At 58.6% G+C, this 26782-nt stretch carries 24 protein-coding genes; 14 read left to right on the forward strand and 10 right to left on the reverse strand.

From position 1 onward, the window contains the following. Positions 1-146: 146 nt before the first annotated feature. The 5 genes from LFL96_RS06425 to LFL96_RS06445 form a co-directional block, all read right to left on the reverse strand. Entirely contained in the window at positions 147-1337 is a 1191-nt protein-coding gene (locus LFL96_RS06425; protein ID WP_280999304.1) for a tyrosine-type recombinase/integrase, read from the reverse strand. A gap of 244 nt (positions 1338-1581) precedes the next feature. Beyond that, the gene (locus LFL96_RS06430) at positions 1582-2046 is read right to left on the reverse strand and encodes a hypothetical protein (protein WP_280999306.1); all 465 of its coding nucleotides are present in this window, start codon (positions 2044-2046) and stop codon (positions 1582-1584) included. Between the two features lie 882 nt (positions 2047-2928). Next, positions 2929-4755, reverse strand: a complete 1827-nt coding sequence (gene tssF / locus LFL96_RS06435) for a type VI secretion system baseplate subunit TssF (protein WP_280999308.1) — start codon at positions 4753-4755, stop codon at positions 2929-2931. Between the two features lie 11 nt (positions 4756-4766). Continuing rightward, entirely contained in the window at positions 4767-5282 is a 516-nt protein-coding gene (locus LFL96_RS06440) for a hypothetical protein (protein WP_280999277.1), read from the reverse strand. Continuing rightward, a complete protein-coding gene (locus tag LFL96_RS06445) occupies positions 5279-6430 on the reverse strand; it encodes a hypothetical protein (protein ID WP_280999310.1) in 1152 nt (383 codons plus the stop codon). Before LFL96_RS06445 ends, LFL96_RS06440 begins: the two co-directional genes overlap by 4 nt. A gap of 343 nt (positions 6431-6773) precedes the next feature. On the opposite strand from LFL96_RS06445, the gene tssI reads away from it, so the two are divergent. From tssI to LFL96_RS06495, 10 genes are all read left to right on the forward strand, one after another. Then, complete coding sequence (tssI, locus tag LFL96_RS06450; protein ID WP_280999312.1) at positions 6774-8906, forward strand: type VI secretion system tip protein VgrG; 2133 nt, start codon at positions 6774-6776, stop codon at positions 8904-8906. A gap of 11 nt (positions 8907-8917) precedes the next feature. Beyond that, positions 8918-10294, forward strand: a complete 1377-nt coding sequence (locus tag LFL96_RS06455) for a DUF2169 domain-containing protein (RefSeq protein WP_280999314.1) — start codon at positions 8918-8920, stop codon at positions 10292-10294. A 2-nt stretch (positions 10295-10296) separates the two neighbouring features. Next, on the forward strand, positions 10297-10653 hold the full coding sequence (locus LFL96_RS06460) for a DUF4150 domain-containing protein (RefSeq protein ID WP_280999316.1): 357 nt from the start codon (positions 10297-10299) through the stop codon (positions 10651-10653). A 6-nt stretch (positions 10654-10659) separates the two neighbouring features. Continuing rightward, positions 10660-11808, forward strand: a complete 1149-nt coding sequence (locus tag LFL96_RS06465; RefSeq protein ID WP_280999318.1) for a hypothetical protein — start codon at positions 10660-10662, stop codon at positions 11806-11808. A 3-nt stretch (positions 11809-11811) separates the two neighbouring features. Beyond that, positions 11812-12261, forward strand: coding sequence for a hypothetical protein (locus tag LFL96_RS06470; protein WP_280999320.1), 450 nt, complete (start codon positions 11812-11814; stop codon positions 12259-12261). An 831-nt stretch (positions 12262-13092) separates the two neighbouring features. Beyond that, the gene (locus LFL96_RS06475; RefSeq protein WP_280999322.1) at positions 13093-13527 is read left to right on the forward strand and encodes a hypothetical protein; all 435 of its coding nucleotides are present in this window, start codon (positions 13093-13095) and stop codon (positions 13525-13527) included. Between the two features lie 21 nt (positions 13528-13548). Beyond that, on the forward strand, positions 13549-14394 hold the full coding sequence (locus LFL96_RS06480; protein WP_280999324.1) for a hypothetical protein: 846 nt from the start codon (positions 13549-13551) through the stop codon (positions 14392-14394). A 212-nt stretch (positions 14395-14606) separates the two neighbouring features. Beyond that, on the forward strand, positions 14607-15104 hold the full coding sequence (locus tag LFL96_RS06485) for a hypothetical protein (protein ID WP_280999326.1): 498 nt from the start codon (positions 14607-14609) through the stop codon (positions 15102-15104). A gap of 119 nt (positions 15105-15223) precedes the next feature. Beyond that, on the forward strand, positions 15224-15754 hold the full coding sequence (locus tag LFL96_RS06490) for a hypothetical protein (protein WP_280999328.1): 531 nt from the start codon (positions 15224-15226) through the stop codon (positions 15752-15754). Then, positions 15747-16073: a hypothetical protein gene (locus LFL96_RS06495; RefSeq protein ID WP_280999332.1), complete on the forward strand. Its 327-nt coding sequence runs from the start codon at positions 15747-15749 to the stop codon at positions 16071-16073. The genes LFL96_RS06490 and LFL96_RS06495 overlap by 8 nt, the downstream gene beginning before the upstream one ends. Before the next feature lie 512 nt (positions 16074-16585). Here LFL96_RS06495 and LFL96_RS06500 read toward each other — a convergent pair. Further along, a complete protein-coding gene (locus LFL96_RS06500) occupies positions 16586-17128 on the reverse strand; it encodes a hypothetical protein (RefSeq protein WP_280999334.1) in 543 nt (180 codons plus the stop codon). Positions 17129-17483: 355 nt separating this feature from the next. On the opposite strand from LFL96_RS06500, the gene LFL96_RS06505 reads away from it, so the two are divergent. Together LFL96_RS06505 and LFL96_RS06510 are read left to right on the forward strand one after the other, a co-directional pair. Next, a complete protein-coding gene (locus LFL96_RS06505; protein WP_280999336.1) occupies positions 17484-17903 on the forward strand; it encodes a DUF3592 domain-containing protein in 420 nt (139 codons plus the stop codon). A gap of 274 nt (positions 17904-18177) precedes the next feature. Then, entirely contained in the window at positions 18178-18690 is a 513-nt protein-coding gene (locus tag LFL96_RS06510; RefSeq protein WP_280999339.1) for a hypothetical protein, read from the forward strand. On the opposite strand, the gene LFL96_RS06515 is transcribed toward LFL96_RS06510, so the two are convergent. After that, positions 18609-19742 carry an acyltransferase gene (locus LFL96_RS06515; RefSeq protein ID WP_280999341.1) on the reverse strand — a complete coding sequence of 378 codons (1134 nt, stop codon included), beginning with the start codon at positions 19740-19742 and terminating at the stop codon, positions 18609-18611. The genes LFL96_RS06510 and LFL96_RS06515 overlap by 82 nt on opposite strands. Positions 19743-20338: 596 nt before the next feature. Here LFL96_RS06515 and cqsA point away from each other — a divergent pair. Next, positions 20339-21634, forward strand: a complete 1296-nt coding sequence (gene cqsA / locus LFL96_RS06520; RefSeq protein ID WP_280999343.1) for an alpha-hydroxyketone-type quorum-sensing autoinducer synthase — start codon at positions 20339-20341, stop codon at positions 21632-21634. A gap of 19 nt (positions 21635-21653) precedes the next feature. Here the strand turns inward: cqsA and LFL96_RS06525 are convergent, their stop codons facing one another. Beyond that, positions 21654-22679 carry a response regulator gene (locus LFL96_RS06525; protein WP_280999345.1) on the reverse strand — a complete coding sequence of 342 codons (1026 nt, stop codon included), beginning with the start codon at positions 22677-22679 and terminating at the stop codon, positions 21654-21656. Continuing rightward, positions 22676-24025 carry a HAMP domain-containing sensor histidine kinase gene (locus LFL96_RS06530; protein ID WP_280999347.1) on the reverse strand — a complete coding sequence of 450 codons (1350 nt, stop codon included), beginning with the start codon at positions 24023-24025 and terminating at the stop codon, positions 22676-22678. Before LFL96_RS06530 ends, LFL96_RS06525 begins: the two co-directional genes overlap by 4 nt. 351 nt (positions 24026-24376) lie before the next feature. Between LFL96_RS06530 and LFL96_RS06535 the strand changes: the two genes are divergently transcribed. Further along, the gene (locus LFL96_RS06535) at positions 24377-25648 is read left to right on the forward strand and encodes an MFS transporter (RefSeq protein WP_280999349.1); all 1272 of its coding nucleotides are present in this window, start codon (positions 24377-24379) and stop codon (positions 25646-25648) included. Between the two features lie 151 nt (positions 25649-25799). Here LFL96_RS06535 and LFL96_RS06540 read toward each other — a convergent pair whose 3' ends face one another. Further along, positions 25800-26720, reverse strand: coding sequence for an EamA family transporter (locus LFL96_RS06540; RefSeq protein WP_280999351.1), 921 nt, complete (start codon positions 26718-26720; stop codon positions 25800-25802). Positions 26721-26782: the final 62 nt, after the last annotated feature.

Consider the following 26782-nt stretch of genomic DNA (forward strand, 5'->3'; position numbering starts at 1 on the left):
CAATGCCGGCACCCGCCGATTCTCACGGAACACGCATTGGTGAAGCGCCTGGCGGCGAAAGTCGACCCCAAGCACGCGACGCATCGTAGCGCCACACGGAGGGCTTTCTCCTGGCGGCAAGGAAATACATGGTCGCCGTTATGGCGTCAGGTGGAATAGACGTGTCTCGCCCAAGCTTCCATAAGCGGACGACGCTGTTCAAGCAAATCGGTGCGGTGGTACGCGGCCTCGACCTTGTTCGCGACGGTATGTGCGAGGGCACGTTCGGCGAGGTCGCGCGCGTAGCCCTGTTCGCTCGCCCAATCCCGGAAGCTTGAACGAAAACCATGAGCGGTTGCCACGCGTCCGACTGTGTCGCTCTCGGCCTTGACGCGGCGAAGCAAAGCGGTCAGCGTCATGTCACTCAGTACCTTCTCTCGCGGCGATGGAAATACCAGAGTGTCATGCAGCCTCTGTTCCTTGAGCGTTTTCACCAGCAAGGTGGCCGCGGCTGACAAGGGCACACGATGCGGCTCTTTCGCCTTCATTCTGTCTGCAGGAATTCTCCAGATTCGTCCTTCAAGGTCAAATTCACCCCATGTCGCACCTCGTACCTCACCACTACGCGTACTCGTGAGGATCAACAACAGCAGGGCTGCGCGAGTGCTGTCGGTCGGTTGATGGCCGGCAAGATGTGCCGTGACGAATTTTGGAATCGCCGCCCATGGCATTGCGGGTTGGTGCTCCGGCTTGCTCGACTGTTTGGGTAGGATGTGGTCCACAACGGTAACCGGATTTGCCGTGATGTGGCCGTGCGCCCACGCCCACTGCATCACAGCGTGCATCCTCTGCCTTGTGCGACTGGCAGTTTCAGCTTTGGTGAGCCAGATGGGGCGCAGCACATCAGCACAATCACCGGGGTTGATCGCGTAAAGCTTACGGTTTCCGAGTTTGGGAAAGACGTAGGTCTCAAGCGTGCTGATCCATTGCGCGGCATGCTTTTTGTTCTTCCAGCCTGGCTTGAGTTCTTCGTGAACTTTTCGGGCAGCTTTCTCAAACGTGAGCGCTTCTATGGCGACAGCGGCCGCTTCGCGCGCACGGTTGCGCTGATCAATTGGGTCTTCGCCATTGTCCACGAGCTTGCGCATGGCTAGCGCTTTTTCGCGGGCTTCGGCAATAGACGTTTCAGGATAGGTGCCGAGGCCGGCGTCGCGCCGCTTGCCCGTTAAGGGACTGGTAAAGCGCAGGGTCCATTTGCAGCCGGATTTGGACGGCGTCAGAAGTAAGCCGGTGACTTTTCCATCAAAGACCGGTTTGCTATCCGGTTTGAGTGCTTTTGCTTGTTTGTCGGTTAGCATCGATATTCAGCCCATCATCTAGCCCATCGCAAAGTGTCGGATGGGTTTGGAAAATTCTAGCGTAAATTGGATGGAGGGATGCGGCAAGTCATTGAATAAAATAAAATTATTGAAGTGGATTTGGATGGAATTGGAGGCCATTGGATTTGTATTTGGCGGCCCGTCTCTCCGCCAGAATACCAGCAAGGGTTTGCGGCATTTTTCAAACTGCCGCTGTACCCTTAAAACCTCGCTGTACCCCAAATCAGCCTATCGGAGTGGTCTTGCGCGCTCCGGTTTTCGGCGATAAATCCTCTGTGTCAGCTTGGCATCTGCGTGCGTAAGCAGCGCTTGAGCGTGCTCCAGTATCTCGGCGTCGCTGGCGCATTTCGCTCGCATGTCGTGCTCCGTGAAGTGATCTTTCAGGTTCGTTTCCCGTAAAACGCCGGTCATGAATCACGTGGATTCCGTCGTCGAGGAGGTCGGACATCGTTAGGCGCAACAGATCGCCGCGGCGCATGCCGGTCAGCAATTTGATGCGCTTATACGCCTGGACCGCCAGCACACTGCCTTTCTTCCGTCGCGAGTCGATCGACAGGTATTCGACAATCTCCCAGTCTTCAACATATCGGGTGCGCGCTTTCTCACCATCCAGCCGTACTTCGCCTTTGAACGGATGCCGGTCAAGGTAGCCCGACTGGACGGCCTTTGTGTACGCGTGCGACACCACCTCGATCTCCCGATATGCAGCAACCCTGACGGGCTCAAGCGCTCACATCAGTGCGCGGCAGACCGGGGTGGGGTGTGTCTCGTTTCCGGGTACGAGAGTGGCAAGGCGTATTACCTGTTTCGTTGTAGCGAAGGGCATGAATGGGAGACACAGGACGCGAAAATTGTGCGCGGTGCGTGGTGTCCGCAATGTCAGTATCAGGCTTTGAGATTTGGAATAGGCATGATGCGCACGATCGCCAGCGAGCGCCGTGGCCGCTGCCTGTCAACGACTTATCACACTACGTCGACCCTGCTGAAATGGGAGTGCCAGCAAGGTCATCGCTGGCGGACGCTCCCGAGCGTAATGGTTCGAGGATACCGGTGCGCAACGTGCAAACGTGAATCTCTCAAACTTGGCATTGAATTGATGAGAAACATCGCAGCGGAGCGAGGCGGCTTGTGCGTTTCGGACGTCTATGTGAACAGCTCTACCCGCCTTGAGTGGGAGTGCAGCCGCGGGCACCGCTGGCTAGCTACGCCGAACACGATCCGGAACGGACATTGGTGCGCACGCTGCCGTTTCATCGCAATCACCACAAACCCAAAAGACGCAGCGCAGGCGGCGGCACGAAGTAGTGCAACGATGATCGGAACGACACGTTGCAACAGATCGTCGACACGATTGCGGGTATGTCTCGGCAATGCGGGTAATGACATGCCGCGATGCGGGTATTCCTCGGGATCAAGGCCATTCATGGCTGCGTTACTACTATGTAGCTTATTACTCGTGTCGGTGCGTATCGCTAAGCGACTACGTGGATATCGTCAAGTAAAGTGCTTCGATTTCTCTTGAACATTAAATTGCTTTGGAAATCCAGTCGCAGGATGGGGTATGGCCGCCTCATAGCAGCGCAGATGTGCCTGGATGCGGGAGCCCGCGAATCAGTACACGGTTCGAGTCTGCCTCCCGGATAACGCATTGTACATAGCCGTTGGCCGGCGCGAAGTGGGCGAAAAACGGTTCGAGCAGGCGACTGCATGCGTACAGACTGACGGTGGCGAGCGCCGATGTTTCGATCGTCACCGTGATTTCAAGGCCGCGAACGAACGTTGGCATCGGTGGGATCGACAGCCATTGCATGGCCGATTTATGCGAGACGTCCGTGATAGCGTCGACGAGTGCGCGTGAGCCGTTGATGTCGGAAGACAGCAAACGGAGCAGTTCCTTGAACGCCCCGACACTCACCGATCGCAACGTAAGCGCGTGTGGCGAAAGGCCGGCAATTAATTGCCATAGTGCGCGGTGCTCTTTTTGACTGGCATGGACGCTTGTGGGCGCACGCAATAGCGAGACCGGGCCCGGAAGATTTTCTGCCTCGTTGTACAGATCTCCATCCGGGTGGCCCACCGGTAGGGTCTGCGGAAAATTGCCATTGGTACAGGTCAGGCGGACCAGAAGCTGGCCTGTGGCATGCGGAGCCGGCTGTCCGTCGAGATCGACAAGCATTATCCCCGTGCGGTGCCGGACTTCACGCATTTCTGCCTGGTCACATGCCAGCCAGTAAAGCGACGTGGTATTGCTTGCATGTTGGTGAACAAAACCGTGATACGGAGATAGAGTTGTTTCCCCCATGGCGTCCGGCGAAAGGTCTTTTGTCCACCGGACGGCATCGATCGAACGCACGGTGATATCCCGCATGCCCAGCATTTGCGGCGCGACCGTGTAAGTTGCTGCTTCTGACGTGAGGGTAACGGGCGTGGCATCGCGACCGAACGCATTCACGATAGGGGTGCAGCCGAGCTGAAAGTGATCGACTGTAACGGCATCGAGCTGCGAGCGCAGGCGTGTGGCTTCGGCAACGTCGACCACCGGAAGGTGCAAGGTCATTTGCCGACACGGTCCTGCGACACGCGCCAGCATCGCCATATCCAGATCCACGAAAGCAAATTTGTCCGGGAAAGCGAAGTATTCGCGTAACAGTCGCCATGGGGCATGTGCCTGCCCGCTGTCAGGCATCAGGGCGTCCTGCTCCTCGTAGCCGGCGGCGGCGAGCGGGACCTTCGTCAAGGCTTTCCATCGATCGTTCGTGTCACTCTCGATAAAAGCCTTGGGCACGTGTAGCAGGAGCGCGTCAGTCAACGCGGCAACGAATGCCGGTGCGCCATGAAGGTGTAGACGCAGCCAGTCCGGCATGGCATCACGAAAGGCCGTCTCGTCTGTCAGTGACGCGAATGTGATCGAGAGCAGGACTGAGGTGTTCGAAGGAAGTTGTCGCGCCGGTGATGCGGCGGACGCAGGCGTGACGCGGACCGCCTTGATCGTGATGGGTGCAAGCGTGACGTCGTACCCGGTCCGGAACCGGCAGGTGCCATTGCGATCCTCCAGTTCGGTGCCGCGCGGCACGATCAGCGGTGCAGTCAACTGGCTCGCCGTGGTACTGATGTGGAACTGTGCGATCGCGCAGGATGGGACAGGACGTAGCTGTTCGGGAAAGAGCGTGTCGATAAGCGCTTCACTGAACTGCGGATAGTCGTCATCCAGCCTGGCGCTAATACGGGCGCCGAGCAGGGCAAAGGTCTGCAGGAGCCGGCTGACATGCAGATCGGCGATCTCACCGTCCGTTAGTCCGAGTCGCGCGGCGATCTTCGGATAATGTCCCGCGAAGTCCTGCACCGAGTGACGTAATAGCGCCAGCTCGCGCTCGTAATGGGGCAGCAGTTCATCCATCGGCGATCAGTTCAGCGCTGCCGGAACGGCGGCTCCCATTCATGGGGTAGCGAATCGGGGTCAAGCCAGCGCAATTGGCGGAACGCGCGATAGATCACGACAAGACACGGCAGTTTGACGACGGCGAAAGCAAACATCACCCAGGCGAGATCCGCATCGACAGGTGTCGGCCCTGACTTCAGATAGAAGGCTAACGCCAGCAACGGCAGGTAAAGTGCCATGGCGCCAAACGATAGCCAGCGAAAGAAGCGGACCGCCCAACGCTTGCCGCTTCCGACGCCGATGCCGACGGTAAGCATGAGAATCGCGAGAACGATCCAGGCCGGCAGGAAAATGTCGTCGTCGGTCATGCCCTTCAACGCGGCGGCGCTATCGACGAGCTCGACGAACGTCAACCCGGCCCCGAGGAAAAAGGCCCCTCCGGCGACGGCTGCCTGCTTCGGCGCGCCCGGCGGCCGATTACCCGGTCGCTCGGTCGGAATGGCCTGGCCGGTGTCTGTCGCAGCGCGTTGATCGGGGGGCGTCATTGAACGTACTCCGGATGGTGGCTGACGCCAACCTGAAATTGCAGAACGGGCGCGGGCTGGCCGGTCCGGTCCGCGTTGTTCAGACGTTGCGGCATGAGCAGATGGGCTGGGTGATCGGGATCGCGCCGTGAAGGCTCGGTCATCCACTCGAGACTGTGCGTGAGCATATCGGGCGGATCGACGCCGTACACGCCGGTACCGTAGATCGTGGCCATGTAAGCGGGTGCTTCGATGGTTCTCAGCAGTATCAGCTCGTGACGGGCGGCGAGGAGCTTTTGCTGCGCTGTGCGTACGCTGTTGGCGAGGCTGCTGGCTTGTTGCCGCATCTGGTTGGCCTGCTGGCGCATCTTTAACTGATCGGGATTGTCCAGGTTGGCGTGAGTGAAGCGATCGATGGCCTGGCGTTGATCTGCCAGCCGCCGGCCTGCCTGGGTGACTTCTTCGGCTGCTTCACCGACTTCGCGGGCAGCTTTGGGCATGGACGCGAGCGTGCGCGCGCCACTAACCGCGAGATCCGGTAAGACCAGAATCGGGCCGACCGTCTCTACCATCTTGTAGTGCCAGGAGTTTTCGAGCTGCTTTTTCCGTACCTCGTCACCCCGTAGTTCGTAGGTGAGCATCCTGCTGTCTTCTGCCAGCAGCAGGAGCGCTGCCGCCCCGGCGACCACGCCGAGAACCGGCGCAAGCGCGACACCGGTCGCAAACAGGGCGCCTAACGAGACGACACCTGCAAGGACACCGAACGTGTCGCCTGCGACCGCTGCGGCATCGAAACCAGTCTTGTGGTTTTCGATGAAGGTGCGTGCTTTCGCCAGGCCCTGTCCGAAGCCCGAGGGGCCATTTGTACTGCCGCTCACTGCCGATGTAAGCCGTTTCGTCCACGCCTGTGACAACTGATGGATGGTTTGCGGATCGGCGCTGCTGAGCGGATCGGGGACACCGAGGGGAAGACGCGACGACGTGACGACGAGGGTCACCGCATCGCCGTCACGATCCGGGACGGAAGGTCTCAACCGGACGGCACTCAGGCCATCAAAGAAAATCACACCGGCTTTGGCGCCAAGCACGCGGTCAGCAAATTTCGACAAATGAAATTCGGCGTCAGGTCGATGACAATATGGTTCCCACAATGCGACTGACTTCGGCATGGCGTCGAATTAATAATGCTGAATAGATAGCTTTGAAAATAACTGCGTTTGGCGAACCGGTCCGTTAGCCGCGGACGTCAATATAATCCGGACTCGCCGCAGAGGCCAGCAGTTAGCCTCGCTCAGGGGGAAATTCTCGATGATACGAGGCGGCCAAGGTAAAGATACCGAATGTTTCTGAAAGTCGGAAATTATTTCGATGTCGATTTCGATAGCAGATGACGATGCATTATAGATGACAGTGTCAAATATTTATCCTGATGCTCCGCGCGCGCGATTCGTGGATTATTATTTCGCCGCTTGAATGCCATTAATAAGGGCGAAGGCATTCTGAGGGAGGCATATGCAGCTGTCAGATATCGCAGGTTTCATGAATCTGCAAAACAGTCGTTTGCTGACTGTCAAAACACCGCTTGCAGGGACGTCGGAACTTGTTCTCGGGGACTTCCAGTGCAGCGAAGGGCTGTCGACGCTGTTCGACATACAGCTTGGCCTGGCGTCGCGCAATGCGAACATCGAACTGAAGCAGATGATCGGCCAGCCCGTGACGGTGTCGCTGCAATTGACGAACGCGTTGAGTAGTAGTGAGGCCCGGTATTTTCACGGCTACGTGACGCATTTCGCGCACGTCGGCACTGACGGCGGACTCGCGAGCTATACCGCATCGGTACGCCCGTGGCTCTGGATGCTGTCGCGACGCGTCGATTCGCGCATCTTCCAGGATCAGAATGTCCAGGACATTCTCGGCAAGGTTTTTTTCCAGTACGCGAAGCTCGCGTCGTACGAGTTTCGCGTCTCGCGCGCGATCAAGCCGTACAGCTATTGCACGCAGTACCGTGAAACGGATCTCAACTTTGTCCTGCGCCTGATGGATCAGGAGGGCTTGTACTTCTATTTCGAGCACACGAAGGACGGCCACAAGCTCATCGTGACGGATATGTCCACTAATGCGAAGCCGATCGACGGACAGGTCGCGCTGCGCTATGCGGCCGGCGAGACGTTCGAAGATGAAGCGGTAGTCACACAGTGGGTCTCACAACGCCAGCTTTCCTCGGACACCGTCAGCGTCAAGACTTTCGACTATAAGGTGCCAAATGCGCGGCGCTACGTCTCGGGTGATACGCCGATCGAGCAGGGCGACGTCGACCATTACGAGGTGTACGACTACCTGGGATTGCACGGCTTCGATTCGACGGATCGCGGTGAGGAACTCGCGCGCTTTCGCCTGGAAGCGTTGGCGGCTAACGGCAAGGCGTTCACGGGCTCGACCAATAGCCGCACGATGACGCCGAACCGGTATTTCGAGCTCACCGATCACTACGACCCGGGCAGTGGCAGCAAGGAAGATCAGCAGTTCCTGATCACGGCTGTTCGGCATCATGGGGTGAACAATTACCAGTCCAACGAAGGCGCCGCGTCGTACTCGGCGAGCTTCCAGTGCATCCGCAAGAAGATTCCCTACCGGACTACGTCGTCAATTCCCCGTCCTGTCATTGCGGGACCGCAGACAGCCATCGTGGTGGGCCCCAAAGGCGAAGAGATCTTCACCGACAGCCTGGGGCGGGTGAAAGTGCAGTTCCATTGGGATCGGTTGGGCCAGAAGAACGCGAGCAGTTCGTGCTGGGTGCGCGTGGGGCAACCGTGGGCGGGCGGTGGTTTCGGCGCCATCCAGATTCCGCGGATTGGCGACGAGGTGGTGGTTTCATTCCTTGACGGAAATCCAGACCGGCCCCTAATTACATCGCGCGTCTATAACGCGCAGAACATGCCGCCTTGGGCACTGCCGGCTAACGCGACGCAGAGCGGCTTTCTGACGCGTTCGAGCAAGGGGGCGACAGCCGCCAACGCCAATGCAATCCGCTTCGAGGACAAGCTTGGCGAGGAAGAAGTATGGATTCACGCGGAGAAGGATCAGCGCATCGAAGTCGAGAACGACGAATCGCATACGGTAGGCCGTGACCGCACCAAAACGATTGACCGGGATGAAACCACCCAGGTCTTGCGGAACCGGACTGAAACGGTGGATGGTAACGAAACCATCACGGTGCACCAGAATCGCACCGAGCGGGTCGATCTGAACGAGACCATTTCAATTGGCGAGAACCGGACCGAAACGGTCGGTGCCAATGAAACCGTGACGATCGGCGGGGCGAAGGCCGAAACCGTAGCGTTGGCGAAGGCGGAAACCATCGGACTCGCCAAGGCCCTGACCGTCGGCGCGGCCTATCAGGTGACGGTGGCCGGTGGCATGAATACGAGTGTCGGCCTGGCCCAGGGAGAGGAAGTCGGGCTCAGCAAACAGACGATGGTGGGTAAAACGTATGTCATCCAGGCTGGCGACCGCTTCGAGGTTCGGGTCGGTAAATCGGTGCTCGTCATGACGTCGGATGGCGCGGTCACGATCAACGGCAGTACCTTCGATTTTTCCGCGAGCGGGCCGGTCCAGATCAGCGGTAAGGACGTCGACATCAACTGACCGGCCTGCTCATGGACTTTCGCAACCTCACGCCTTTCCAGGCGCTGTGTTTCAGCGCGCTGGATGTCGACGACCGGGAGCATCGCGTCATTGCGATGAAGGTCGGTTACAGGCTGACCGCGCGGGACGGTGCCGGCTTCATGGCTGAAGTGCTCGACGACGAACCCGTTCCGCTTTGCATGGCGGACGAATACGAAGGCGAAGTAGGCGAGTCCTGTGTGCGTGAGGAGAGCGACCTCGCTCCCTACAAACCGCGCTGCGACGTCGTGCTGCGTGGCGCGGCTCATGCGCCAGGCGGACACGCCGTGCCGCGCTGGGATGTCCGGATGCGCGTCAGCGAACCGTTGCCCGAGCCCGCAACATCCGTCGATGTTCCCCACCCGTTGTCGCCAGGCATGGCTTTGAATGCGCGGCAACGTGATGAGCTTGAATGCGCACGAATCGAGGAACAGCGGCAACGTGACGAAGCCCCCCGGTTTCGCGCTTTGCTGGACAAGACGCTACGTGTGACCGGACCGCGCCGTTTTCAGCGCGACGTGCTCACCCTGTGGCGTGGATGGCGCTTGATGAAACCTGAAGCCGCCTCGAGTGTATCCATGACGTGGGAGCATGCTTTTGGCGGGCGCAGCGTTGTTCGTAACCCGGAGCATTCGCGAGATCCGACGGCGCCGGAGTTCCTGCTCAATGAAGTGTGTTTCAGTAATCCGCCAGGCTGCGGCTGGCTCGACCAGCGGTATTTTCAAAGGGCTGGGAAGAGCGGCCAGGCTCTGCCACGCGCGATGCCGGCGCCGCGGATTGAAGCGATCAACGCACCAACGCGGCATTTGCTGTTTTGCAAACACCCCGAAGGCGATTCGACCGCGGCGCAAATGGCCGAAATCGCCCGGACCTACGGTGCAATACCGGCGGGATTCGGAGCCGTGGGGCGCGCCTGGGCGCCCCGCCTCGCCCTCGCGGGAACCTACGACGACGCGTGGCTGAAGCATCGGTGGCCTTATCTCCCGAAAGATTTCGACTTCGGCTACTGGAATTGTGCTCCGGCGGATCAGCAGATTCCGTATCCGTCACCGAACGCTCGCATCGAATTGTGGAATCTCACTTCCCCCGATCTCACGCCGGATGGTCGTCTTTCGGTGGCGTTGCCTGGCCACCGGCCGTTCGTCTTACTGCGCTTCAGGAACGGCTACATGCTGCCGTTCCGGATGCTGCTCGATACGTTGATCGTCGATACCACGCAAATGATGCTGGTCTGTACCTACCGGATTCGCGTCCCCGCCGATGCGCCGGTGCGCGTCGCCGAGTTGCGCTATGAGACCGACCCGGCGGCGCCGCTCGTCGCCGCGCCAGCGCCGGCGAATGCGAACCTGACCCAGCAGGAGACCGTCTAGTTATGGCCGAAAACTATGTGGCCCGCCAGGAGAGCGGATGGCGTGTCGTCAGCATTGTTCCTGATGTCTGCAAGACCCCGATGGGCGGCGCTACGCCACCTGTGCCGTATCCCGTCGTCGCGGAGCTCGGCGATGCGGTCCAGGTCGCGAAAAGCGTGCGTGCCAACGGGTACCCAGTGGTGGTGTTCGACATGAGCAAGGTGCCGACCACCAAGGGCGACGAAGCCGGCAAGGCAATGGGCGTGAAGAGCAACACGGACGCGGGCAACTGCTATCCGAAAACGCACAGCTCGACAGTCCGTGCCGAGGGAAAGCTCGTGATTCGTCACGACGACCTGTTCTGGATGAATGGGCCATAAGAAGAAATGCCAGACACGATACCGACACTCAATATCACGATCAGCAAGGGGTTCCGGAAGTTGCCGGATGGCAACACGCTGGGCTTCTGGCCGGAATCGGACGGCGTGGTCATGCAGGAGTGGCAGGGGCAGGATGGGAAGGGAGACCTGCTGAGTCAGGAAACCTACGATTACGCTAAGTACGCGCAATACCGGGCGCAGCATCCCGATCTGAAATTGCCTGACCTGTCTGCGCCGAAGACTGGCAACACCGTCGGCAAGGTGGTGGGCGAGACGTCGGTGACGCTGCCGACCATTACGGTGACCGCTAACCCGCCGCCCAAACCCGAGACCGCTACCGAAGTTGGGTTTTGGGGGGCTGTGGGTGGATGGGTTCACGGCGGGCTTGATGCGGCTGGGTTGATCCCCGGGCTGGGTGCGGTTCCTGATCTGCTCAACGCGGGTATCTATGCTGCTGAAGGCGATTTCGTCAATGCAGAGATCTCTGCGGTCGCTGCGATTCCAGTCGTGGGTGATGCAGCCTTGGCAGGCAAGTATGCCGTCAAGGGTGGAGAATTGGCGGTAAAGGAAGGAGAGAAGCTAGCTGCCAGGGAAGCAGAGAAAGTGGTGGCAAAAGAGGCCGAGGAGAAGGCGGCGAAGGAACTGGCCGAGAAGGAAACCAAGCAGGCAGAAAAGGATGCCGAGAAGTCTGCTGGTGAAGAAGCTTCCAAACCGCCATCGGGTAAGGACGGGGGCAAGGTCAAAGGCGGCCCGTGTGATCATCTGAAACAGGGTTCTGGGAAAGGTCCGTACCGCGGCGGCGCGCACAGTAAGACCAGCAAACCTGCCAATGACGGCAAGGACTCGCATCACATGCCTGCCGATGATGTGAGCTCACTCAAACGAAGCGACGGCCCCGCGATTCAGATGGAGCCTGACGACCATGCTGCGACTAGTAGCAATGGCCAGAACGGCAATTTGGGCAAAGCCTACCGAAACATGATCAAAGGCCTTTTGCAGGATGGCAAATGGCGCGAGGCGATGCTGAAGGAAATTCTGGATGTCCGTCGAATTGCCGCAGGAATTGACGATCCCCGAAAGTACAATGAGGCGATGCTCGAAATGCTGGAGTATTTCAAGTGTCTGGAGAAGAATGGTTTGTTACCAATGAGATGAGCCATGGATCGCAAGAAGGTATATGAGATTTTCCCGCAAACCGGTGTTGCCGAGATTCGCTTCGGCATGTCGCCTGACGAAGTCGAACGCTTCTGGGGTGCGCCGTCGCGCAAGTTGAAAAATTTCCTAGGAAACAGATCCGAGGTGCGTGATGCGGAGTTGATGACCTATGCCGCAGATGAGACCGTGGCAGAGATCGGTTTCCCGTCGTCGTATGCAAACGTGACCGTCCAAGGGGTGCAGATTTTCCAACAGGCACACAGCCGAACGATTTCGGAATTGCACGCCCTCGACTCTGATGCGTACGAGGGCGATGGCTTCATTGTCTTCAGGACGCTCGGTGTTAGTCTTTCGGGCTTCCGCGGAGATGATTTCAAGGCGCTCACCGTGACAGCGTTCAGGATCGGATGGTGGGATGAGTCATTGAAAGACATGGCACCCATGACCGCTTAACGTTCCCGTCGACAGTTTGAGTGCCCGCTCGAAGCTACGGCGGTCGATTGGTCTTTGAAGAGCGTTTAGATTACGTTCGTTTCCTGTTATGCGATCAACGGCGATATGTTTTCTGTTTCAATGCTTCCAGTGTCGGACACGTTCGTTTGGATAGCGGGAGTAAAGGCACCCTTCTGAAAGGCAATGCTCATGACGGATGCAACGCGGTCGCGCGGAAAAATTTAGCCACGGATTTTTACTCGTTGGCGACATTTCAGGGGTGCCTTTTTATTGGGGCTAGAGATGGAATCTACGAGCTAGGAGACGCGGGGCCGTTCCGCCTGCCTGCGAGCGATAAATGCCGTCTTGAAGGGGTTGCGAGCATGGAGTCAAAGGATGGTGTGCTTTGCGCGTTGTCTTCGCCCAAGCTGGCAAGGTATGACGGCAATACATGGGAGATTTTTGAGAATCCCCACAATTTTCCCTGATTGCGTCGGTGGCGCTCATCTGCGTGGATGCAATGTCGAGGAATTTTATTCTTCGGCGGATCCTCAATTGAATAAGGGACCAGTCGCATGGGTACCTGGATCGTCGATGAAGCGAAGGGCAGCAAAAATTCGTAATCGTCTTCAACGTCACAAGGCGGGCGAAAATTTTCTGAGAAAATATGAGGGATGGACTGTTAAGATAATTAACGCGTGAACTTGTCGCTTGCGCAACTTCCGTTGCGCCCAAAGATTTCTCGCTCCGATTCGCGTATTTATCTCAACAGAGAGAAAGTGATATGCAAGTTCAAGAGTTGATTGTTTTTTTTTTGGATTACCGGCTCAAAGTCTGAATTTTGATAAATTCTTGACGGAGCATGAAATTTATGAAAGGCCGGTTTTTGACCACGAGTCAGGTAATCCCGCCGAGCGAATTTCATTGGAAAAGCTGGGCTTGTCTCTTGAGTTTATGCGGCCTGGTGCTTACAAGGAGCAATACGGAAGCACTCGGGAAGATGGTGAAATGATATTTTCATCAATTTTTATCTATGCCGTGCCGGAGGATGGTTTCGATGCCTATTCCGGTGAGGTTTTTCCCGAGTTATCGATAAGCGTGACCCAGCAAGAAGCGGTGAAGCAATTTGGGCCGGCAGCGCGTGTCAGGGATGAAGGTGATCGATTCGGGCGACCGAATAACATCGAGCTTACATGGAATGATGTCAATGGCTTTAGTATTTTCATCCGCTTTCTGAAGAATCCACCTGCCGTGAGGCATATGGTTATTTCGCCGGCCGAAATCTGACGGGAAATGTCGAGAGGTTCTATGAATATTCAAGAAATCACGAATGCTCTCGGGGTGAATGTTGTTGATGCGGTACAGACACTCGGGCTTGTTGCCACGCAAGGTAGTAACCCATCCTTTGCTTTCGAAGGGGAATGGGTAGGGTACTCGTTTTTTCAACAGCAGGGATTTGCATTGTCGTTCTGTGATGGCTCTTTCTATCGAGACGATGATGCAGTTTTGGGTGATGAAAAAATACTGACCACCATTCTGTTTTACAACGATGAGAGTTACTACCATCACAAAAATTACCAGGGTGGCTTACCGCAAGGTGTTGTATTCACCGACGATCACGTCGGGGTGGTGGCCAGGTTGGGCCCACCCCAGTGGCGATTCGTCGAACAGGGATGTGTCGTTTGTGCTCGATGGGATGTCGAAAACTACTGGATATTGATTTTCTACGACGTGTCAGGCAGCGCTATCAAACATCTTCAGATCGGCTGGATTCTGCCGCTGCCTCCGGCGCCGAGCGCCTTGAGAGTCCAGTTGCACGGCCATCCCGAATTTGATCTGGCTCGTTCGCTTTTCAGAAAGCCCGTGTCGGACGCAGGACTTGCGCGCGCCCTGTCAGGATTTGACCTGTCGGACGTCGCGTCAGCCAAGCCAACTGACTGGTACGTACAGATAGATCACACGGCTGACAAGGGGGGCGAGCTGTTTTTTGATCAGCCGCGCTTTCCCGACCCGCCGGGGAGTTTTTTGTTCTCGGGCATCAAGTATTTCCGCCGAGGCATATTTGGCTCCCCGGGGTTCGTGGGACAGCTTCCACATGGGATCCATTTTTCCTTCAAACCAGAAAACTTCTCGATCTGCTGGGCAAGCCAGTGACGGGTAGCGTGAAAGAGTACTCCGGGTACTATGTCTGGAATTTTGAAAGCTATCTGCTTCACGTTATGTTCAGCGTCCAGGAGCAGCGGGTGGATCGCGTGACGATCATGCTTCATCTATACCACTCAGAGAGTTTCTTGACGGATCACCCAATTGTTGACGCTCAGACTTGATCCTTTAAAAGTATCGAAACAAACAAGCTTATGTTGGAAATGAATAAGCTGGTAGAACTCGTCGGCAAGCAGGCGAGTTACCCTGCCGTGCAGGCTTTTTTGTCACTTGCGAAACTACCATTGCGTCCAGAGATTCCCCACGACGATTCAAGTGTTTATCTCAACAAGGAATCCGTGGGCCTGAGTGCACTGTTCAAGGAAGCGGACTACGTCGCGGAGGAACATGGACTAACGATTGAAGGAGGTGCACCGATCCTGGCCGCGATTTTTCTCTTTGGACCTGGCGATGATGATTTCACCGCATACCAGGGGGCACTATTGAATGAGATTTCGTTCCACATGGATCGTGCGGCGATCACGAGTCACTTGGGCCCGTCGGTGTTGTTTGACGAAGAATTCAACACGGAAGCTTGGGATATTGAGAAGGGCGTGAGAATTTTTCTTGATTACGACGATGCACGTCAACAGGTTCGGCTGATTCAGGTCGGCCTTACACCCGCATCCTGGCCGGCACCGATTGACGATGCCACGAGATAAGCGAAGAATGTCGGGGAAGTATGAAAAATAGACCGTTGAGGTAGGCGGGGAGGCGAACGCGGAATATTGAAGTGATCTCATCAAGCTAATCGAGCAAGTTTTTACAAAGAGAAATCATCGTGGGAATCGATGATTTGCTGAAATATTTTGGACGGCCAGTAACCAATCCGGCATTCGACGATTTCCTTTCGAGGAACGGCGTCGAGGAGCGCTTCGAGTACTCCTCTGATTCCGGAATACCCTTTGCCTTGCTGGAGATTCCCGTGTCTGGAATTTCCATGGAATTCATCAAGCCGCGTGAATTTGCGGATGACTTCGGGGCGGTTCAGGAGGACGGTGATCTGCTTTTCTCGAAAGTATTTCTCTACATAGCAGCCGAGGATAACTATTACGCATATTCTGGTGCCTGGCCGAGTGTGGTACCGAAACCGACATTGCCGGAGGCATGCATTTCGAAACTTGGTCACCCCGACTTCATTCGGGACGAGGATGATGATTTTGGTCAGACGAATACCGTTGAATACACATGGGACCAGACGAATGGATACTCGGTTTTCGTTCGTTTCACCAAGCAGCCTCTCGCCGTCCGACACATCGTCATCACGCCTGCCAGGGTTAGAGGAACGTTGAACGCGAGTCACCATGATTGAACTGTTGTCCTTTCTTGGACACGCCTCCGCCGATCCGACCTTCGATGACTGCCTGTTGAGCATTGGGATCGAGGCACGGCCAAAAAAGAATGAGAGCACGGTTTACGTCGATTCGAATGACGGCAAGCTGGTGCTCACTTTTCAGGGCTATAAGTTTTACGAAGAAGAGAGCCTCGCTCCGCCGAGGAGCGAAGGGAAATTCATTTTTCGGACGGCCACCTTCAAGCGGGGGTTCTCCGATGCGCTTCCTTACGGGCTTAATTTTGACAATGATCCGGAGTTTGTTACGGCGCTTCTTGGTCGACCCAAAAGACTTTAAGTTTGGCAAATGGCGAGAAATCAATTACCTACTTCTATGATGCGTTGGTTATCGCGATTCGATTTGCCAGTGGCGGTTGGGGGCATCGATTGGGTGTCGGCTGGAATTCCGGACGTTTATAACAAGGAACACGGTCTTGTAGATTAGATACTTGTTCGATGCCCGTCGCAGCAACGGCGATCAAGGTGTCAATCAATGTCTGCTTTGCAGTACCGAACGACATACCTACAGGTAACTGAGCAGAGTAGGGCTCAAAGTCATCAGTCTTAATCCCATAAAAACGAACGTTGGATAGCACGAGCGCACCCTCTGGATATTCACGGGTAACGATGTCCAACGCCTCGGAATCTCGAAATGTAACCTCTATACCTGCATCTCCGTTGGTAACGATGGCAGTCGTATCGCCACGCTTCAGCTTCGGCGTGTCAGTGATGCCAACGTTCGATAAGAATCCGGTGATTTCGTCTTCACCAGGTAGTGGCCGAGCAGGCTCGGCAGATCATTTACGCCAGTCATAAACACCTCACTGCAACTTTTGCAAAGTCTTGGTTAATGCATTCGTCGAATGCTTTGTTATCCGTACGCATGATCTTTGCAGTGGCCTTCTGATAGGCACTCTTACAGCCTCCGTCAGCATCATATTCTTCAATCTTACCTAGCATGGCTTCCACATCCCGACGTGCCGAGCCGGCCGGATTCTTCGCATCCTTCGCTGCTTCAGCGGCCGTTTGACCGTAAGTCGGGCTAACATCAATATGCGGCTGGCGCGGAATTGCAATAGCTTCACCCCAATCGTCGATCGCCTTCTTCTGCGCAGCAGTCAGATCCTGACCATCATTCAGAGACTTCGCCCGCTCTTTCAACGCTGCTTTGGATGGAATGTGATCCCGATCGAACTCGTTGTCGCCCGTCTTCTGCTTAAGTTTGTCGTAGCGACCGTACTCGCCGCACTTCATCTTCTTCTTTTGCTTGACCTTCTTTCCATCACCGGTCTTCTCCTCGCCCGCTTCCTTTTCGGCGTCCTTCCCTGCCTTCTTTTCCGCGTGCTCCGCCACTTTCTCATCGGCTTCCTTCGCGGCATTTTCTTCGGCTTCTTTTGCGGCTTGTGCCGCGAGCTTCTCTGTTTCCTTGGCGGAAAGTTTCTCGCCTTCTAAGCCACGCTAAGCGTAGTTGCCAAACTACTCGATCGGTTTTTTTCAGCTTATGCGCCGGTAAACGGCTACGTGCAACTGATCCTGCTTTCCTCACAAAGCGGTAACGAACTACCGCGTTGCGCTCCGCAATCGCGAACGCGACCGCTTATTTAACTGCCGCTGTGAAGTGGATATGCGCTGATGGCTTCGTGCAATAGGGGCGATTTGTTATGCTTGAACTATCGCAGTTAAAAACCGTAGAGAGGCGACACAGCTAATGGAAGACATCGAAAAAATTGGCAACGCCTCGAAGGGAATCATTTTTTTGCTCATCGGCGCGGCGGCCCTCGCTGCCGCCTGCATGTCGACCTCGGACACAATTGATTTTCTCAGGACATCAATCGTCGCACCTGCGCAGGTAGTCACCCTGAATCACGGCGGAAGTCACCCAGAAATCGCCTTTGTAACGACTCGGGGACAAAACGTTTCCTATCCGCAAGGCGGCTTTGTTTTTGGCATGAAAGTGGGTGATCAAGTTCAGGTACGTTATCTTCCCGACGCGCCCAGAGCGACAGCCAGACTCGACCAGTTTGGCGCCATCTGGTCATGGCCGATTGGTTGGGGCCTGCTAGGAATTCCATTCATGTTCGGCGGCTTAGGCTATGTAATGAGGCTTCGGTCGAAAGGAGCCCGGTAATGTTCGCACTAAGGCCCAGCAACTGGAGTTATGACACGGGGCAACACGCGGACTGGGAGTAGGAATGCTTCTCGCGTCAGGCGGCACTATCTTTCTCCAAGATCCGTCCGGGCAGGATCAACGGTTCCACTACGGTGGTTGCGGCATTGGGTTGGGTGGAACCTGGCGGATACCGAAAATACCGGAGATACGCCTTCTCAATCTTTTGTCGAAACCACGTGAGGGAGCAGGCACCAGTTCTGCCACAACCTTTAGTAGAGACGGCTCCGTCTATATGACCAGCACCGTTCGCGGCGAGGAATTGAAACGTTCAGATCTCGCGGGCGGCACTATCTATATCGACGCAGGCGTGGGGATCATGGCCGATGGATACGGTGCTTCCGTCATGTTGCTGGGCCGTAACCCCGCACTGCTCATGATGGGGATCGGCATGCCGCAACTGCCGTTTTTCAGGCTGGCGATCAGCCAGGCAACTGCGGTGCTGGTCATGCGCGGTCGAGACAGTCCTCGATTCGGCGGACTTTGGTCTGGAATGCACAATGTGCAGACCCGCACCGAGCCGGCATTTTCAAATTGCCAACCTATGTTTTCGACAACCGTAATGACCGAACGACTGCGCCTCAATATTGCCGCGCTTCGTGCGCTTGAAACAGCTGAACGCTGCCGCAGCTTCACCCCGGCCGCGAATGAGCTGAGAAGGCACGATCACCCTGGCCGCGCCGCCGACACCACGCCCCCATTCCCGCCCTTCGACCGCCCCACAAACGGCCGCTCCACCACCACATAACTCACAAAACTCAGCACAAACAACCCCGCAAGAAACAGCATGGCCATCGGCAGCTTCTCGCGGGGCGTTCGATAAGCGCTCGCATCGCTCCAGACCTGCACGAACACCCAGAAAATCGACACTACGATCAGATGCAGCATGTAGATGCTGAAGCTGACCTCTCCCAGCAAGCGCAACGGCTTGATCGACAACAGCGCGCGATGTCCGAACAGCAGCGCGGGAAAACCGATCGTGCACAAGGCCATCTGCTTGAGCCCATAGATCGGCGCATCGAGACTCAAGGAAACGACGAACGCAAATACACCGATCATCGTCAACACAACCCGCGTAGTTCCAGCAGGCCGGACCCGTTTCTCCAGCAACGCACACACAATGCCCGGCAGAAAGAACGCGCCCGGCAGCAAACTGCCGTCGAACGTCGCGACCAGCGACGCGACGATGACCGCCAAAGCCGCCATGACCCACCACGGACGCGCGAGCAGCGCGGCCATGAACGGCACGAGCGCATAGAACCACCATTCCCAGCCGAGCGTCCAGATCTGCCCCAATTGCCCGCCAACCGACATGCCGGCCACCGACGGCATGCGTGGCGCGACGAAGCCGAACGCGTACACGCTCACGACTTCCCGCACCGTCGCTGCCGGTGCGCCGGGCACCGAGCGCGCGATATAGATCGTCAACGTAATCCCGAGCGTCATGGCCACGAGATAGAGCGGCATGATGCGTCGAACGCGCGAGGACATCAGGGCATTCACGTCGACGGGACCGTTCATCGCTTTGCGCGTGAACAGAAAGCCGGTAATGCAGAAGAAGATCTGCACGCCGACGGCACCGAAAGTCAGGCCGAGCGCGTTGTCGACGGGCCGGTCGATCACCATGCCGGCATGCGGCAGATAGTGCGCGCAGACAACCATCAAGGCGGCCATTGCGCGCATGCCGTCGAGATGCGTATAGCGGCCGGGAAGCAGATGAACCTTGAACAACCAGCCGAGCGGCACGGCAAGCAGAACGGCAGATCCAAAAATAAATGCAATCGCTAGAGCAGTAACCATCGCTTAATCATGCGGCCGAATAGAGTCGCACGCAAACGATTGGGCGAGAAAATTTCAGATGAATTCTTTAGCACCCGGTCGCGTGTTTCGTTATTACGTCGAGATGTTTTTGGGTACGCGCTTAACGGTAATACGTGCTGATGCCAGCTGAAAACGCACAAGGCATTTCGACCGAAGAACGCCTGCTCGTCCACAAGAGAATCAGTTTTACCGGCGCTGCATTCGAGCGCCCATGTCGGTGTATCGCCAGTGCGCGAAGGCCGGTGCCGTCGGTTCACGCGAACCGATTCTGCCCGCGTCGTAGCGTCTCGCCAGACCTATCGCCGTCGCGTCATTCCACCTCGTCGACAATGCTCGCAAATTGCGTATCGCTTGACGGCGATTTCATCGAATCGACCGCTGAAAAAGCATTTAAATATGCTATTCGCATAACTAAAGGCAAACCCGCCCCGCATCGAACGCCGCTTTGAAATCGCCCGCTTAAAAGAAACCATTTTCCGCAGTCAGTCTCCCGCGCTTTTCCTGACAAGTCATAAATGACGGGCTCACTATGGACCCGCTGACCGCTACTGGCAGCTAAACCATTAGGAGCTGATATGAAAAACGTTTCCGATTCCCTGGTACAAGGGCGAGGATATCAACACGCCGCATTGCCGGAATTCGTGACCTCGCGCGTCGAACGTTACTACCACGAGCGCGTGCGCGAGACATGGGCCGGCGGCCACATCATGCGCGGCCGCATGCCTGGAGCTGACGCATTGCATCTGTCGAGCAACGACTACCTGGCGATCGCGCGTCATCCAGACATCATCAACCGGATGGCGGACACGCTGTACGCGGATGGCAGCGGCCTCTTGATGTCGGCGATCTTTCTGCACGGCGACTGTCCGCTGCTGCAGTTCGAGAACCGTCTGGCGAGGTACATGCGCGCGGAGTCCGGCGTGCTGTGCCAGTCCGGCTACGCGGCGAACACCGGCCTGATCCAGTCGATCGCGTCGGCGCGTACGCCGGTCTACGTCGACATGAAAGCGCACATGTCGTTGTGGGAAGGTGTGCGTAGCGCGGGCGCCGAGCCGGTCGCGTTCCGTCACAACGACGCGACCCATCTGGAGCAGCAGATCGCGCGGCACGGGCAGGGCGTCGTGCTGGTCGATTCGGTCTACAGCACGGACGGCAGCGTCTGTCCGCTCGTCGAGTTCGCGGATGTGTGCGACCGCACCGGCTGCGTGTTCGTGGTCGACGAATCGCATTCGCTCGGCACGCATGGTCCGCGCGGCGCGGGGCTCGTTGTCGAACTCGGACTCGAATCGCGCGTCGCCTTCCGTACCGCGAGTCTCGCGAAGGCGTTCGCCGGACGGGCGGGTTTCATCACCTGTGCCGCCGATTTCCAGGAGTACTTCAAGTTCGAGTCGAACCCTGCGATCTTCAGTTCGACGTTGCTGCCGCACGAAATCGCCGGACTCGACGCGACGCTCTCCGTGATCGAAAACTCGGACGACCGCCGCGCGACGTTGAGCGCGAACGCGGCGTGGCTGCGCGAGCGCCTGACGGAATTGGGCTACAACCTGAACGGCAGCGAGACGCAGATCATCGCGCTCGAAGCGGGCACCGAACAACGCACGATCATCTTGCGTGACGCACTGGAAGCGCGCGGTATTTTCGGTTCGGTGTTTTGCGCGCCGGCTACCGCGCGTAATCGTGCGCTGATCCGGCTGTCGATTCACGCGGCCTTGACGCACGCGCAGGTCGAGAGAATCGCGACCGTGTGCCGCGATATCCGCGACGAGGTGGAACTCGACAAGTGGGCCTCGACGCGGCGGCTGGGCGACGAACTGTCGCCGCGTCGTCGTGGTCGCGAACGCGCTGGCGCGGATAACGCCGTAGCGGCCTGATAGGTAGCGGACGTGGGGCTCAGCTTTTCGAGCTCCATGTCCGCTCCATGTCGCGGTCGAGCTTGTCGAGGTAGGCGTCGTAGCTGGTGACGCGTTCGAGGTCGAGCCCCGGCGGATTCGAAATCACCGCGTACACGTAGTCCTGGCGGCCGCTCAGTGTCGTCGCGGGATGCATGTAGTCCTCCCACGACGCGCACTGATCGGGGTAGTTGCCCTCGGTCTCCCAGAAATACGGCACACTGCGCCGGCTGTCGAGCGCCGCGAGGAACGCGGCCGGCGCATCCTGCTCGACGGCGATCTCGCGCACGCCGCGCAAGGTCTCGGGCGTATGGATGATCAGCAGATACGCGTGCCCTCGATTGTCCAGCATCAGCAGTCCGTTCGGGCAGTACGAGATGTAGTGCTCGACGATGCCGAGCGAAGCGGACAGCTCGGCCACGCGTTCGGCCAGTACTTCGTCGCGCAGAAACGCGTATTCGGACAGCGCGAGCGTATCGACGATCGAATGGCAAACGTTGTCGAAATAGGCGCTCTGCAATTCGCGCACCGCGCGGTTCAGCGCCGGAATCGCCGCCGCATCCTGCTTGCGGATGAAGCGATGAATGATCCCTTCGTTGAAACTTTGCACCGCGATGTGCTCGTCGGCCTTGCCCGTCAGCATGATCTTGCGTACGGCTGGGTCGGTCATGCGGCGGCAGAATTCGAGGCCGTTCATGCCGGGCATGTCGTAGTCGACCACCACCACCGACATCGCGCGAAAACGCAGCGGGTTGTACACCTGATTGCGCACGGTGTTTACGCTCAGCGAAATGACCTGCTGCGCGACGTCTTCGTCGGTACGGTCGCGAAACGGCGCGAACAGCGGCTCCTCCGCCGAACCGGGCCGCGGCGCGTTGTTCACCGCCTGCAGCGCTTCGGCCGGCGAGCTGAACAGTTGAAACGCGAGTTGCGGGTCGAGTTGCAGACAGAGATTCGACAGAAACGTCGGACTGTCGTCGACGAACGTCGCCGTCGTCGGAAAGTAGAAAGGCTTGATCGTGCTCATGTAGCGGCTCGGGGGAAGGTCAAGGTGAATTCGGTGAACATGCCTTCGACGGACTGGCAGTCGATGGCGCCGCCCATCGCGCGCATCACGTCGCGGCAGAAGGCAAGGCCGATGCCGGTGCCGATCGACGCGTCGTCGATACCGGCCGGCGAGGTGTAGAAGCGCGTGAAGATGTGCGGCACGACATCGGGCGCAATGCCGACACCGGTGTCGCGAAACAGCAGCTGATTCGCGCGCGGCCCCGTGACGAGGCGGATCGAGATCAACGCGCTGTCCACGCTCGCCATCCCGCGCAGCGCGTTCTTCAGCAGATTGAACAGCACGTGGGTCATCAGCATGTCCGAGCCATGGAAGGTGAAGTCCGTGGCGAGATCGGTGAGCACGCGCTCGCGTTCGCCGTCGCGAAACGGATAGCGTTCGAGCGCGGTCCGGACCGCCTCGGCGATCGAGCAATGATCGGCGCCGTGCGAGAAGCCGCCGGTGAATCGCGCATTCGCGAGCAGCATGTCGATGATCGCGTTCGAATGCAGCGCTTCCTGTTCGATGCGCGAGATCACGCCGTCCATCGACTGCAGATGCACGCGGCGGATCTTCGGCACCGGCATTTCGCCTTGCTGGGCGATCGAATACGTTTCGAGCAGCGCCGGCAGATAGCGGCCAAGACCCAGCGCGCCCGCGCGAATCGCCAGCAACGGGGTGCGCAACTCATGCGCGATGCTGCCGGCGGTGGCCAGCATCGCGCGCTCCTGTTCGATGCGGATGCGGTCCATGTCGTAATTCGCGACCACGCCGATCGCGACCGCGAACGAAAAGATCGCCAGATGCGCGGAGTAGGTCGCGGCGAAAAAGACGGGATCGGTGGTCAGCCAGTAGGCGAGACACGCGACACCGATGCCGAGCACGAAGTTGAGCATCAGCATCAGCCAGTCGAGCAGCAGCACCATCACGAACGCGGCGATCAGCGCGCTTTCGATCCACACGTTGGAGCCGTTGTTCTTCAACAGCATGAAGGTGAAGAAGAACGGCAGCGAGTAGAAGACGGTCGCGTACCAGTAGTACGGCAGGAACTTCTTCAGCGGCGTGGGCCAGCGGTCGGAGAACAGCATCGGCACGAACAGCGCGGAACCGACGAGCCGCAGCGGCAAATTCTCGTACGTCTGCGGAAACAGGTTGTGCCAGATGTAGTAGTAAAGCGGGAAACCGACGATCGCGATCGCCGCGAACGGCCGCATCCTGCGCTGCATGTATTGCAGATTACGTGCAGCGGGGACGAATGCCTGCGCGAGAAAGGCGCGCAGCGACGTGAGCTTGCGCATGCCCCACGGCGAAACTCGGGTTGTACTCATCTGTATGGAATTGAAATCTGCCTGCCATGTGCGGAGCGGCGCCCGGCCCAGTCTCCTTTTCTCTACCCCGCGCATTGCGAACGGCGGAGTAGGTCGCCGTGGCGCCCGATCCAGCCATTACATCATATTTAATCCACTTTTTTGAGGACGAATGATGGGGCGATTCACCGCGTAATGAGTCAATCGATGAACGTTGATGCAATTTGCATGAAATTGTTTTAAACCGGATTAAAGCGGCAGGGGAAGATCAGGGAAAGCCGCGTCCCGGGGCCGGACGCCGCCGACAGCGCGTTGGCCGGTCATGCTCTACACTAGCTGCCGCCCGCCAGCCACGTGAAGAGCAAGACCTCGATGCCCGACGAACCTCCTTTATCCGCCGAACCCTCATCCATCAGTTTGCCGAAACACCCCGCGTTTCAACGTTTCTGGTGCACCCGGATTCTTTCCTCGCTGTCGTTCCAGATGCTCGCCGTGGCGATGGGATGGCACATCTACGCGCTGACCCATAGCGCGTTCGCGCTGGGCCTCGTCGGCCTCGCGCAGTTCCTGCCGATGTTCGTGCTGACCCTCGTGGTCGGCCAGGTCGCCGACCGTTACGACCGCCGGCGTATCGCGGCGATCTGTCAAAGCCTGGAAGGCATCGCCGCCTTGCTGTTCGCGTGCGGCACGTTCGGCGGCTGGTTGAACGCGCCTGTCATCTACGTGCTGGCGGCCTGCGTGGGCGCGGCGCGGGCGTTCGAGTCGCCGGCGGTCGCGTCGCTGCTGCCCGCCGTGGTGCCGCGCGGCCAGTTGCCGAAGGCGACCGCGTGGGCCACCTCCGCGAATCAGACCGCGCAGATCGCCGGGCCGGCGCTCGGCGGTCTGCTCTACGGCATCGGTCCGGGCGCGGCGTACCTCGCGTGCATGCTGTCGTTCGCGGCGGCGGCCACGGCCGTGTGGGGCATTCCGTTGCAGGCGAAGCCCGCGCAGCGCGCGCCGGTCACACTCGATTCGGTGTTCTCGGGCATCGCCTTCATCCGCAAGGAACCGGTGATTCTCGGCGCGCTGTCGCTCGATCTGTTCGCGGTGCTGTTCGGCGGCGCGACCGCGCTGCTGCCGGTGTTCGCGCGCGACATCCTGCACACCGGGCCGCTCGGGCTCGGCTTGCTGCGCTCGGGCACCGCGATCGGCGCGCTCGCGGGCACCATCTGGCTCGCGCATTTTCCGCTGCGCAACCGGCCCGGCGCGGCGATGTTCGGCGGCGTGATCGCGTTCGGCGCGGCGACGGTGGTGTTCGGGCTGTCGCACGATTTCCTCGTGTCGCTGTTCGCGCTTATGGTGCTCGGCGCGTCGGACACCATCAGCGTGGTGGTGCGGCTATCGCTCGTGCAATTGCGCACGCCGGAGGAGATGCTGGGACGTGTCAGCGCGGTCAACTCGCTGTTTATCGGCACGTCGAATCAATTGGGCGAATTCGAATCCGGCGTGACCGCGGGTTGGTGGGGCGCGCAACCGGCGGTGCTGGTCGGCGGCGTCGCGACGATCGCCGTGGCGCTGCTGTGGATGCGTCTGTTTCCGGCGCTCAAGCGCACGCGGTCGCTGGACCGGGAAGAGCAGGAGGAAGGGCTGGCGGCGAGTCATTGAGTGTTGCGGGTCAGGGCGCGCGGCCACGCCGGCGCACCGCCACGGCGCCACGGCACAACGGCACAACGGCACAACGGCACAACGGCACAACGGCACAACGGGGCCAGGTAGCCATGCCACCGCGCGGCCCCGCCGCCAGGCAACTACCGCTTCAGGCGTTCGCCGCGCTCACCCGCCACGCGCGCCAGCGCACCGTCGCGAGCACCGAGGCCGCGACGATCATCGCGCCGCCGATCCACGCCGTCAGCGAAATCCGCTCGCCCAGCCAGAGCCAGGCGAACAGCGCGCCGAACGCCGGTTCGCTGCCCATCAGCAGTGATACGCGCGTCGGACTGCTGCGCTTGATCGCGAAGTTTTGCGCGAAGAACGCGAACAGCGTGCACGCCAGCACCAGATAGACGATGTAACCCCAGAACGCCGGGTGCCCCGCCAGCGACGGCAGCGGCCGCCACTGACCCGCCGCGAACAGCCACGCCGCCGCCGCGCTGCCGAACGCCACCACGCCGGATTGCACCGCCGTCACCGACAGCGGCGGCAACGCCGAATCGCGCATCACCCGCTTGGTCACGCAGACGATCAACGCACGCAGCAGCGCCGCCGCCAGAATCAGCGCATCGCCGGGATTGAAGGCGAACGTACCGTCGCCAGCCAGCAGCCACGCGCCCAGCAGCGACAGCGCGACCGCAATCCACTCGACGCGGCTCGGCCGGCGCTTGAGCATCCACCATTCGACCAGCGGCGTCAGCACCACGCACAGGCTGATCAGAAACGCCGCGTTGGCCGCGCGCGTCAACAGAATGCCGAAGGTTTCGCACAGGTAGATACCGAGCAGCAACGCGCCGGCGAGCGTCACGCCGCGCAGCGCGCGGAAATCGGCGGAACGCAGATGACGCAGCGCTGGCGACAGCAGCACGAAGGTGATGCCGAAGCGCAGCGCCAGCAGCCCCAGGACCGGATAGAACGCGAGCGCGCTTTTGACGACGCCGTAGCTGGTGCCCCACACCACGGCGACTGCCAGCAGCATCAGGTCGGACATCAGGAGCAGGCGTTCTTGCTGGGACTGGCGGGGCATGGCGGTTCTCCTACGGATAAGCGCGTATTGTCGATCTTTGCTCCTGGCGCGATAATCGGGTC

The organism is Paraburkholderia sp. D15 (assembly GCF_029910215.1).
In the GTDB taxonomy this organism is placed as follows: Bacteria; Pseudomonadota; Gammaproteobacteria; order Burkholderiales; family Burkholderiaceae; genus Paraburkholderia.

Bases quoted from the DNA above. Each gene is read 5' to 3' on its own strand.
- LFL96_RS06530 (WP_280999347.1), bottom strand. From the start codon at position 24,025: ATGAGTACAACCCGAGTTTCGCCGTGGGGCATGCGCAAGCTCACGTCG.
- LFL96_RS06525 (WP_280999345.1), bottom strand. From the start codon at position 22,679: ATGAGCACGATCAAGCCTTTCTACTTTCCGACGACGGCGACGTTCGTC.
- LFL96_RS06510 (WP_280999339.1), top strand. From the start codon at position 18,178: ATGACCAGCACCGTTCGCGGCGAGGAATTGAAACGTTCAGATCTCGCG.
- tssI (WP_280999312.1), top strand. From the start codon at position 6,774: ATGCAGCTGTCAGATATCGCAGGTTTCATGAATCTGCAAAACAGTCGT.
- LFL96_RS06480 (WP_280999324.1), top strand. From the start codon at position 13,549: ATGAATATTCAAGAAATCACGAATGCTCTCGGGGTGAATGTTGTTGAT.
- LFL96_RS06535 (WP_280999349.1), top strand. From the start codon at position 24,377: ATGCCCGACGAACCTCCTTTATCCGCCGAACCCTCATCCATCAGTTTG.
- LFL96_RS06505 (WP_280999336.1), top strand. From the start codon at position 17,484: ATGGAAGACATCGAAAAAATTGGCAACGCCTCGAAGGGAATCATTTTT.
- cqsA (WP_280999343.1), top strand. From the start codon at position 20,339: ATGAAAAACGTTTCCGATTCCCTGGTACAAGGGCGAGGATATCAACAC.
- LFL96_RS06440 (WP_280999277.1), bottom strand. From the start codon at position 5,282: ATGACGCCCCCCGATCAACGCGCTGCGACAGACACCGGCCAGGCCATT.
- LFL96_RS06515 (WP_280999341.1), bottom strand. From the start codon at position 19,742: ATGGTTACTGCTCTAGCGATTGCATTTATTTTTGGATCTGCCGTTCTG.
- LFL96_RS06485 (WP_280999326.1), top strand. From the start codon at position 14,607: ATGAATAAGCTGGTAGAACTCGTCGGCAAGCAGGCGAGTTACCCTGCC.
- LFL96_RS06470 (WP_280999320.1), top strand. From the start codon at position 11,812: ATGGATCGCAAGAAGGTATATGAGATTTTCCCGCAAACCGGTGTTGCC.
- LFL96_RS06455 (WP_280999314.1), top strand. From the start codon at position 8,918: ATGGACTTTCGCAACCTCACGCCTTTCCAGGCGCTGTGTTTCAGCGCG.
- tssF (WP_280999308.1), bottom strand. From the start codon at position 4,755: ATGGATGAACTGCTGCCCCATTACGAGCGCGAGCTGGCGCTATTACGT.
- LFL96_RS06425 (WP_280999304.1), bottom strand. From the start codon at position 1,337: ATGCTAACCGACAAACAAGCAAAAGCACTCAAACCGGATAGCAAACCG.
- LFL96_RS06465 (WP_280999318.1), top strand. From the start codon at position 10,660: ATGCCAGACACGATACCGACACTCAATATCACGATCAGCAAGGGGTTC.
- LFL96_RS06445 (WP_280999310.1), bottom strand. From the start codon at position 6,430: ATGCCGAAGTCAGTCGCATTGTGGGAACCATATTGTCATCGACCTGAC.
- LFL96_RS06495 (WP_280999332.1), top strand. From the start codon at position 15,747: ATGATTGAACTGTTGTCCTTTCTTGGACACGCCTCCGCCGATCCGACC.
- LFL96_RS06540 (WP_280999351.1), bottom strand. From the start codon at position 26,720: ATGCCCCGCCAGTCCCAGCAAGAACGCCTGCTCCTGATGTCCGACCTG.
- LFL96_RS06460 (WP_280999316.1), top strand. From the start codon at position 10,297: ATGGCCGAAAACTATGTGGCCCGCCAGGAGAGCGGATGGCGTGTCGTC.